The organism is Insolitispirillum peregrinum, from assembly GCF_900156605.1.
Lineage (GTDB): Bacteria > Pseudomonadota > Alphaproteobacteria > Rhodospirillales > Rhodospirillaceae > Insolitispirillum > Insolitispirillum peregrinum.
This window is the reverse complement of record NZ_FTOA01000002.1, coordinates 784541-794815: the sequence shown is the minus strand read 5'-3', so window position 1 is coordinate 794815 and position 10275 is coordinate 784541. Positions and strand designations below refer to the sequence as shown.

9 protein-coding genes are annotated in these 10275 nt (G+C 63.6%); all 9 read left to right on the top strand.

Annotation, left to right across the window (positions count from 1 at the left end; all coding sequences use genetic code 11):
• A partial coding sequence (locus BW995_RS20745) for a histone H1-like repetitive region-containing protein (protein ID WP_175617011.1) occupies positions 1 to 636 on the top strand: 636 nt, incomplete at its 5' end.
• A gap of 135 nt (positions 637 to 771) precedes the next feature.
• Positions 772 to 2613: an extracellular solute-binding protein gene (locus BW995_RS07685; RefSeq protein ID WP_076399556.1), complete on the top strand. Its 1842-nt coding sequence runs from the start codon at positions 772 to 774 to the stop codon at positions 2611 to 2613.
• 14 nt (positions 2614 to 2627) lie between these two features.
• Positions 2628 to 3743: a microcin C ABC transporter permease YejB gene (locus tag BW995_RS07680; protein WP_076399555.1), complete on the top strand. Its 1116-nt coding sequence runs from the start codon at positions 2628 to 2630 to the stop codon at positions 3741 to 3743.
• A complete protein-coding gene (locus BW995_RS07675) occupies positions 3740 to 4783 on the top strand; it encodes an ABC transporter permease (RefSeq protein WP_076399554.1) in 1044 nt (347 codons plus the stop codon). Before BW995_RS07680 ends, BW995_RS07675 begins: the two co-directional genes overlap by 4 nt.
• Positions 4784 to 4788: 5 nt before the next feature.
• The gene (locus BW995_RS07670) at positions 4789 to 6408 is read left to right on the top strand and encodes an ABC transporter ATP-binding protein (protein ID WP_076399553.1); all 1620 of its coding nucleotides are present in this window, start codon (positions 4789 to 4791) and stop codon (positions 6406 to 6408) included.
• Between the two features lie 61 nt (positions 6409 to 6469).
• Positions 6470 to 7693, top strand: coding sequence for a murein transglycosylase A (mltA, locus tag BW995_RS07665; protein WP_076399552.1), 1224 nt, complete (start codon positions 6470 to 6472; stop codon positions 7691 to 7693).
• Between the two features lie 63 nt (positions 7694 to 7756).
• Complete coding sequence (locus BW995_RS07660) at positions 7757 to 8419, top strand: MBL fold metallo-hydrolase (RefSeq protein WP_076399551.1); 663 nt, start codon at positions 7757 to 7759, stop codon at positions 8417 to 8419.
• 66 nt (positions 8420 to 8485) lie between these two features.
• Positions 8486 to 9469 (top strand): DnaJ C-terminal domain-containing protein, encoded by a 984-nt coding sequence (locus tag BW995_RS07655; protein WP_076399550.1) that lies wholly within the window; start codon positions 8486 to 8488, stop codon positions 9467 to 9469.
• A 239-nt stretch (positions 9470 to 9708) separates the two neighbouring features.
• Entirely contained in the window at positions 9709 to 10215 is a 507-nt protein-coding gene (locus BW995_RS07650) for a FixH family protein (RefSeq protein WP_076399549.1), read from the top strand.
• Positions 10216 to 10275 lie beyond the last annotated feature (60 nt).

The following is a 10275-nucleotide window of genomic DNA, read 5'->3' as shown; positions in this document are numbered from 1 at the left end:
GAGAAGCTCGCTGCTGAAAAGGCCGCAGCGGAGAAGCTCGCCGCCGAAAAGGCTGCGACGGAGAAGCTCGCTGCTGAAAAGGCTGCAGCGGAGAAACTCGCCGCCGAAAAGGCTGCGACGGAGAAGCTCGCCGCCGAAAAGGCTGCGGCAGAGAAGCTCGCTGCTGAAAAGGCCGCAGCGGAGAAGCTTGCCGCCGAAAAGGCTGCGACGGAGAAGCTCGCTGCTGAAAAGGCTGCAGCGGAGAAACTCGCCGCCGAAAAGGCTGCGACGGAGAAGCTCGCTGCAGAAAAGGCTGCCACGCAAAAAGTAGCCGCCGAGAAGGCCACAGCAGATAAACTCGCGGCCCAGAAAGCCGCAGCCGAACAAGCCGCAGCCGAAAAGGCTGCTGCCCGTCAGGCCGCACGAGAAGAGGCCGACCGCAAGGCGGCAGAACGCAACGCGGCCATCGCCCAGCGCGCTACTCAGGCTACATCGACGCAAACGACCGCCACCAAGGCAACCACCGCCCCCGCCAGCCCGACGACCAGCTCTTCTGCCGCCAAAGCTCCCGCCTCCAGCACTCCGGCTGCGAGCACGGGAGGGGCGGTTATCAAGCGTGCCCACATGAATGCAAACGGCCAGTGGGTGTGGGAATAAGCCCCTCGTTGTGTCCGTCACACGGGTCTGGACACCACGGGTGGCAGGCTTGATTGATCCGATTTTGCAACCCATTATGAGGGCGTGTCATCCGTGACACGCCCTCTCCCTGCTGCTTCAGGAGCTTGCCGGCCCATGCTTTCTGTCTCCCGTCGTGCGCTGCTGGCGCTGCCGCTGTGGTGTTCTGCCCTGTTTGTGGTCCCGGCTCTGCCAGCCTTTGCCGGTGATGCTCCCCGCCATGCCCTGACCCTGCACGGCAGCCCGAAATACGGGCCGGACTTCAAGCATTTTGCCTACGTGAACCCGGACGCCCCCAAGGGTGGCGAGTTGAAGCTGGCGGCGATGGGCAGCTATGACACCTTCAACAGCTTTACCATCAAGGGAACACCTCCGGCGGGCATTGGTATGGTGTACGAAACCCTGCTGACCCCGGCGGCCGACGAAGCCTTTACCGAATACGGCCTGCTGGCCGAAAGCGTCACCCTGGCGCCGGACAACACCGCTGTCACCTTTACCCTGCGCCCGCAGGCCAAATTCAGCGACGGCAAGCCGGTCACCCCCGAAGACGTGATCTGGTCGTTCAACACCCTGAAAGAAAAAGGTCGGCCCTTTTACGCCTTTTATTATGGCGATGTGAAAGAGGTCAGCAAAAGCGGTCCCCGTCAGGTGACCTTTACCTTCAAGGATGGCAGCAACCGCGAATTGCCGCTGACTCTGGGGGAAATGCCGATCCTGCCGAAACATTTCTGGGACGGCAAAGACTTCTCGGCCAGCACACTGGAGCCACCGGTTGGCAGTGGCCCTTATCGCCTGAAGAGCTTTGAAGCCGGGCGCTATGTGGTCTATGAGCGCGTCGCCGACTGGTGGGCCAAAGACCTGCCAGTGACCCGGGGCCTGTATAACTTTGACACCATCCGCTACGACTATTACCGCGACACCACCGTTGCGCTCGAGGCGTTCAAGGCCGGAGCCTATGACGTGCGGCCGGAAAACGTCGCCAAGCTGTGGGCCACCGGCTACGACTTCCCCGCCGTCAAGGACGGCAAGGTGCTGAAGCTGGACGTGCCGCACAAGATGCCCTCCGGCATGCAGGGCTTTGCCTATAACCTGCGCCGTCCGCTGTTCCAGGACGACCGGGTGCGGCAGGCGCTGGCGCTGGCCTTTGATTTTGAATGGTCGAACCAGAACCTGTTCTACGGCCAGTACCTGCGCACCGTTTCCTATTTCGACAACTCGGAACTGGCCGCCACCGGCCTGCCCGGCAAGGATGAACTGGCGCTGCTGGAGCCGTTGCGCAAGGACCTGCCGCCCGATGTCTTTACCACGGTGTATCAGCCCCCCTCGACCGCCGGAGACAATGGCCTGCGGGTCAATCTGCGGCAGGCGATGGAGCTGCTGAAGGCAGCGGGCTGGAGCGTGAAGGACGGCGTGCTGACCAACGCGCAAGGCCAGCCGTTCCGCTTTGAAATCCTGCTGTCCGACCCGACATGGGAACGCATCGCCCTGCCCTTTGCCCAGAACCTGAAGCGACTGGGGATCGAAGCGTCGGTGCGCACCGTTGACAGCGCCCAGTACCAAAGCCGGATGGATACCTTTGATTACGACATGACGGTCGAAATCTGGGGCCAGTCGCTCAGCCCCGGCAATGAACAGCGTGATTTCTGGGGCTGTGCCGCCGCCAAACAGGATGGCTCGCGCAATACCACCGGCATTTGCTCACCAGCGATTGATGCCCTGATTGAAAAGGTGGTGCAGGCGAAAGACCGCAACGAGCTGATCACCGCCACCCGTGCCCTTGACCGCGTGCTGTTATGGAGCCATCAGGTCATCCCGCACTGGCACATTTCCAGCAGCCGGGTTGCGCTGTGGAACCGGTTCGGCATGCCTGCCGTCTCGCCGATGCAAGGCATGCAATTGATGGCCTGGTGGGCGGACCCCAAAGGGCTGCCGGTCGGTTTTCAGCCCAAAGCCGAATAAGGGGGCCTGCACCGATGGGCGCGTACATCCTTCGCCGTCTGCTGCTGATTCCGCTGACCCTGTTGGGTATCCTGACGATCAACTTCTTTATCGTCCAGATTGCCCCCGGCGGCCCGGTGGAACAGGCAATTGCCCAGATCAAGGGCACCGCCGTTGATGCCACCAGCCGCCTCAGCGGTGGCGGCGAAGGGGAAGTCCGCAGCCCCTCCCCCGGCTCCTCTGCCAGTGGATCGGGCGGCAGCCCGTCGTCCAGCTATCGTGGGGCGCAAGGACTGGACCCGGCCTTCGTCGCCCAGCTTGAACGTCAGTTTGGCTTTGATAAACCGCTGCACGAACGTTATCTCCAGATGCTGCGCGATTATCTGGTGTTTGACCTTGGCGACAGCTTTTTCCGTGGCCGCAGCGTGTTCACGCTGGTGCTGGAAAAGCTGCCGGTGTCAGTGTCGCTGGGGCTGTGGTCAACGTTGCTGATCTACATCATCTCGATCCCGCTGGGGATTGCCAAGGCGGTGCGCGATGGCTCGCGCTTTGATACCGCCACCAGCTGGGCAATCATCATCGGCTATGCCATCCCGTCGTTCCTGTTCGCCATCCTGCTGGTGGTGCTGTTTGCCGGAGGCAGTTATCTCAACTGGTTCCCGTTACGCGGCCTGACCTCGGAAAACTGGGCCACCCTGTCATGGGGCGGCAAGGCGCTGGATTACCTGTGGCACATGGCCCTGCCGGTGCTGGCGCTGACCATTGGCGGCTTTGCCAGCCTGACCATGCTGACCAAGAACTCGTTCCTCGAAGAAATCAACAAGCAGTACGTGATCACCGCCCGCGCCAAGGGGCTGGAAGAAAAGCAGATCCTCTATCGCCATATCTTCCGCAACGCCATGCTGCTGGTGATCGCCGGTTTTCCGGCGGCACTGGTGTCGATCCTGTTTGCCGGCAGCGTGCTGATCGAGGTGGTGTTCTCGCTCGACGGGTTGGGGCTGCTCGGCTACGAAAGCGTGGTCAACCGCGACTACCCGGTGATTTTTGGCACCCTTTACGTGTTCACCCTGATTGGTCTGGTGCTGAACCTGATCAGCGACGTTACCTACACCCTGGTCGATCCGCGCATTGACTTCGAGGCCCGCCAATGAGCCGCCGCTTAAGCCCCCTCACCCGCCGCCGCCTGTCGGCCTTTTGCGCCAACCGTCGCGGCTTCTGGTCGCTGTGGATTTTCCTCGCCCTGTTCCTGCTGACGCTGGGGGCCGAGTTCCTCGCCAATGACCGCCCGCTGCTGGTGGCCTATGACGGCGGGCTGTATGCACCGGTGCTGAAAGACTACCCAGAAACCACCTTCGGCGGCGACTTTGATACCTATGCCGATTACCGTGACCCCTATCTGCAAGGATTGATCAGCGAAAAAGGCTGGATGATCTGGCCGCCGATCCGCTTTTCCTATCAGACCGTCAATCAAAACCTGCCACAACCGGCCCCCAGCCCGCCGACCACCACCAACTGGCTGGGCACCGATGACGGGGGCCGCGATGTGCTGGCTCGCCTGATTTACGGCTTTCGCCTGTCGATCCTGTTTGGCCTGACCCTGACCCTCACCTCGTCGGTGGTCGGTGTCGCGGTCGGGGCCGTTCAGGGCTACTTCGGCGGCTGGCTCGACCTGCTGGCCCAGCGCTTTCTGGAAATCTGGTCCGGTTTGCCGCAGTTCTTCATTCTGGTGATCGTCTCCAGCGTGATGATCCCCGGCTTCTGGACCCTGCTGATCGTGCTGATGCTGTTCTCGTGGACCTCACTGGTGGCAGTGGTGCGCGCAGAATTCCTGCGGGCGCGCAATTTCGACTATGTGCGCGCCGCCAGGGCCCTGGGCATGTCCGACCTGCAGATCATGGTCCGCCACGTCCTGCCCAACGCCATGACCGCCACCCTGACCTTCATGCCGTTCGTGCTGTCCGGTTCGATTGTGGCCCTGACCTCGCTGGACTTCCTCGGGCTGGGCTTGCCACCGGGCAGCCCGTCGCTCGGCGACCTGCTGCAACAGGGCAAGGAAAACCTGCAGGCGCCATGGCTGGGGATCACCGGCTTTCTCACGCTGGCGGTGATGCTGTCCCTGCTGGTGTTCATCGGCGAGGCGGTGCGCGATGCCTTTGACCCACGCAAGACCACCCAGCGCAACACGGGATAACCAGCATGACACACCCTTCTGCGACCCTGCCGGTTTTATCGGTGCGCGATCTGGCGGTGGCCTTTGGCTCTGGCGACCGGCAGGTGATGGCGGTCAAAGGCGTCTCGTTTGAGCTCTACCGGGGCCAGACGCTGGCGCTGGTCGGGGAATCCGGCTCGGGCAAGTCGGTCTCGGCGCTCAGCCTGCTGCAGTTGCTGCCCTATCCGTTTGCCAGTCACCCGCGCGGCAGCATCACCTTTGAAGGCCAGGAACTGCTGGGAGCCTCGCCCACCGCCCTGCGCCAGATTCGCGGCAACCGCATCGCGATGGTGTTTCAGGAGCCGATGACCAGCCTGAACCCGCTGCATTCGATTGAAAAGCAGGTCGGCGAAGTCCTGATCCTGCACCGGGGCCTGCGCGGCGACGCCCTGCAGGCCCGCATCATCGAGCTGCTGGAGCTGGTCGGCCTGCCCGATCCGCGCCAGCGGCTGAATGCCCTGCCGCATGAACTGTCCGGCGGGCAGCGTCAGCGGGTGATGATCGCCATGGCGCTGGCCAACGAGCCGGACATCCTGATTGCCGACGAGCCGACCACCGCGCTGGATGTCACCATTCAGGCGCAAATCCTGCGCTTGCTGAAGGATTTACAGGCCCGGCTGGGGCTGGCGGTGCTGTTCATCACCCACGACCTGACCATCGTCCGCCGCATGGCCGACCATGTGTGCGTGATGAAGGACGGCGAGATCGTCGAATCGGCCCCGGTGCAGCAGTTGTTTCAGGCCCCGCAACACCCCTACAGCCGCCTGTTGCTGGCCTCGGAACCCGGCGGTGCCCCGGCCCCGATGGTCGTTGACGCCCCAACGGTGATGGCGGTCGAAGACTTCAAGGTGTGGTTCCCGGTCAAAAAGGGCCTGCTGCGCCGGACGCAGGGACATATCAAGGCGGTCGATGGCATCAGCCTGTCGGTACGGGCGGGACAGACGGTTGGGGTGGTTGGCGAATCCGGCTCGGGCAAGACCACCCTTGCCATGGGCCTGCTGCGCCTGACCCAAGGTAGTGGCGCGGTGACCTTTGGCGGGCAGCGGATCGACACCCTGTCACCATCGGCCTTGCGGCCCTTGCGGCGGGAAATGCAGATCGTCTTTCAGGACCCCTATGGCAGCCTGTCACCCCGCATGACCGTCGGCGAGATCGTCGGCGAGGGGCTGGCCATCCATGCTGCCTCGGCTCCGCAGAGCGAGCGGGACGCACAGGTACTCGCCGCCTTGCAGGAAGTCGGCCTGTCTGCCGAACACGCCGACCGCTATCCGCACGAGTTTTCCGGCGGACAGCGGCAGCGCATCGCCATTGCGCGGGCACTGGTGCTGAAACCGCGCTTCATCGTGCTCGACGAGCCGACCAGTGCGCTGGACCTGTCGATGCAAAGCCAGATCATCGACCTGTTGCGCGGCCTGCAACAGCGTTATCAGTTGGCCTATCTGTTCATCAGTCATGACCTGCGGGTGGTGCGGGCACTGGCCGACCATCTGGTGGTGATGAAGGATGGCAAAGTGGTTGAACAAGGCCCGGCCAGTGATATTTTTGCCGCCCCCCGCCATCCGTACACCCGCGACCTGATGGCTGCTGCCTTTGATCTGGTCGGGTGATCCGGCCCCCGTTCGCACACACAGCAAGACCCTGACGGTCTACCAAGGAGTCCTTTTCACCATGCGCTCTCACGCACCGGGCAAACAGCCTGCCGCTTACTCCGGTTTTGCGGCAGCAGGCAGGAGTTTTGTCCGCTGGCTGGCCCTTGCCGGACTGGCCGTTGCCGTTGCGGGCTGTGCAAGCTCCCCCTCCTCGTCGCCATCATCGTCCACTCCGGCGGCAACGGGGTCTGCGCTGGTCAACAAGCCCGGCGAGCTTCCCGGCTTTGTCGGTGACGGGCGCAACACCAGCTATCCCGAACTGCCCCGCCTGTTCACGCTGGCCGCGCCGCTGCCCGCCTCGGTGGTGAAAGACGAGACGCTTGCCCCGATGCTGGCCACCCAGCGCAAGGTGGTGAACGCGCGCACCTTCCCCGCCAGCCAGCCGCTGGATGGTCTGCCCGCACCGGTGACCCAGCGCAGCGCACAGGCAGTGCTGGAGGCGCTGGAACGCTGGAGCCACAGCAACCGCCCCTTGAGTGATTTCGTGCAGGGCTATCAGTTGCAGGGCGACGGACGCGGCAACGTGCGCTTTACCTCGTACTACACACCGACCATTTCCCTGTCCGACCGGCGCGGCGGTGCCTTTACCGTCCCCATCTACCGCAAACCCGACGGTAACGGCCCGTTCCCGTCGCGCACCGACATCAGCCGGGGGGCGCTGGCCGGGCGCAATCTGGAAATCGCCTGGACCAACAGCCTGATTGACCTCTATTTCCTGCAGGTGCAAGGCTCGGGGGTTGGCATTTATCCCGATGGTCGCCGCCGTCTGCTGTCCTATGGTGGCAAGAACGGTCATTCCTATGTCAGCATTGGCCGCAAGCTGGTCGAGCAGGGGGAAATTCCCGTCGATCAGGTGTCGATGCAGACCATCCGCGCCTGGATGACCAGCCATCCGGGACAGGCGGAATCGGTGATGAACCTCAATGGCTCGTATACCTTCCTCAGTTTTGCCCAGAACGAGGTCACCGGCTCGGCGGGGGTGCCGCTGACCCCGCTGGCCAGCGCGGCCACCGACTCCACCATCCTGCCGCCGGGCACGGTGGTGCTGATCGAAATGCCGATTCTCGATGCCGCCGGGCGGGTTGACCATTATCAGCCGCGCCTGCTGGCGGTGCAGGACCGTGGCGGTGCCATCAAGGGCAGCGAGCGTCTGGATATTTATGCCGGTGCCGGACCGCAAGCCGAGCAAATGGCCGGGACCCTCAAGCACTTTGGCCGACTGTGGCTGTTATTGCCGAAATAATGCGATTATAAGGTAACGCACGGAACGGACCGATAACCCTGCCGCTGGCAGAAGGGGATGGCGATGGCAGAGCAGACCTTTCAGTTTGGTGACTACGAGCTGCGGCAGGTGGTGACAGCCCCGCCCTATTACGAGAACTGCTATGTGGTCCACCATCGCCCGACCGCCAGCACCATGATCGTTGATCCCGGTGCCAGCCCGCGCGAGATTCTCGCCGCCGCCGACCGGATGGGCGGAACTGTCACCGCCATCCTGCTGACCCACGGCCATCCCGACCACGTTGCCGGATTGCAGCAGGTGGCCGACAGCACCAAGGCCCCGGTCTATGCCCACCGCAACGAACAGGTGATTCTGGATGCGGCAGCGGAATGGGGCATGGCCCTGCTGCGCACCGCACTGACCGTGCCGCCGGTCACCTATTTCGCCGATCAGGCGGTTCTGGATCTGGCGGGCGGGGTCACGGTGGTGGCAACGCCGGGACACACACCGGGGGGGGTCTGCTACAGCTTCCCCGGCTTTGCCCTGACCGGTGATACCCTGTTTGATCACGGCTTTGGCCGCACCGATTTTCCCGGCGGCGATCCGGCCCATCTGCGCGCCTCGATCACCGCCTTTCTTGACGCCGTGGCTCCGGAAGACCAACTGTTTTCCGGGCACGGCGGGCCGTGGGCGGCGGCGGTCGCCCGTGTCTGGTGGCACAACGGCGGTGCAGCCATGCTGGGATAACCCCCTGCCCTGATCACCCTGCCGCCACTGTCTGTACTGTTTATTCAAGGGAGCTGAGGCTCTGCCATGCGGGACCCCTACGAGCTGCTCGGCGTTGGCCGAACCGCCACCCAAAGCGAGATCAAGACCGCCTATCGCAAGCTGGCGCGGACGCTGCACCCTGACCTGAACCCCAACGACCCGAAAGCGGAAGACCGCTTCAAGGAAGTCTCGTCCGCCTATGAACTGCTGTCGGACGACGACAAGCGCAAGCGGTTTGACCGCGGTGAAATCGATGCCGAAGGCCACGAGCGGCGGCGCGCCCACACCGGCCAGCGCCGTTCGTCTGGTTTTGGTGGTGGCGGCTTTGGCGGTGCGGGCTTTGGCGGGCGCACCAACAACAACCGGGGCCAGAACACCTGGTGGTTTGAAGACCTGCTGAACGACGAGGACGACTCTCCGTTTGCGGCGGGCCGTGGACCGGGCGGACGTCAGCACACCTCACCCAAGCGTGGTACCGACACCCGCTATCCGGTGACGGTCAGCTTTGAGGATGCTGCCATGGGCTGCTCGCGCCAGATCACCCTCAGCGGCGGCAAAACCGTTTCGGTCAAGGTGCCCCCGGCCAGCGAAACCGGCAAGATTCTGCGCCTGAAAGGCATGGGAGCCCCCGGCATGCATGGCGGCCCCGACGGCGATGCGCTGGTCGAGGTCACCGTCAGTCCCCACGGTGTTTTCCGCCGCGAGGGCGTGGACGTGCTGGCCGACATCCCGGTTTCCCTGACCGAAGCCGTGCTGGGGGCCAAAATCACCGTGCCGACCGTCGATGGCAAGGTAACGGTCACCGTCCCCGAAGGATCGAACACCGGCACCACCCTGCGTCTGCGCGGGAAAGGCATCCCTAGGGATGGCAAACCGGAAAGCGGGCGCGGCGACCAGTTGTGCAAGCTGAAAATCGTGCTGGACGACCCGGCAGACCCCAAACTGAAATCAATGGTCAGCAAGCTGCATCACGAAGGCGGCAGCAGCGGAGTGATTGCCGCCCTGCGTGCCAAGCTGGGGCTGGATTGATCAACGGTCTGGCCGCGGCTACGGTTGAGGCAACCGTTACCAACCCGTGTTGCCAGAGGCAACCGTTACCAAAATGTAGGGCTGCCCCGCTCGCCGCAGGGGGTGTGTTCTGGCAATGGCCGTGGTAAAGGAAGGGGCTTCCGGCCAAGACCGGACGTCCCGCACCCGGACATCCCGCGCCCGGCGCGGCTCGCGTTTCTCCCGGTACGATGAACCCGGTACGATGAAAAGGACTCTTCATGGTTAAGCAGCGCCCCGATGGCTGGTGGTATCCGTGGATCTTCGTTGGCATGTTCATGGTGGTTCTGTCGGTCAACGCCGCCATGCTGTACTTCTCGACCTCGACCTTCAACGGTCTGGAAACCCGCCATGCCTATGAAGAAGGCAACAGCTACAACGCCCTGATCGCCGCCGAAGAAAAGCAGAAGACGCTCGGCTGGTCGGTGCAACTGGGGGCCGAATCCGCCCAGACCACCGCCGATGCCGCCAACGGCCCGCGTCTGGTCCGCCTCAGCCTGACCATCAAGGACAAGAACGGTGCCCCGATCGAGGGCATGGAAGCCCAGTTGCAGATCCGCCGCCCGACTCTGGAAGGCTATGACCAGTCGGTGACACTGGACCCGGTTTCGCCCGGCTTTTATGCTCGTACCGTCGAACTGGCGATGCCCGGCCAGTGGGAAATCCGCCTGATGGCCCGCCATGGGCAGGACAGCTATCGCCTGCGCGACCGCATCGACGTGCGCTGACGCAGGCCCGGCAATCTGCCCCCCCCGGCCACCTGCCCCCAACGACACACGTCCCGTCTG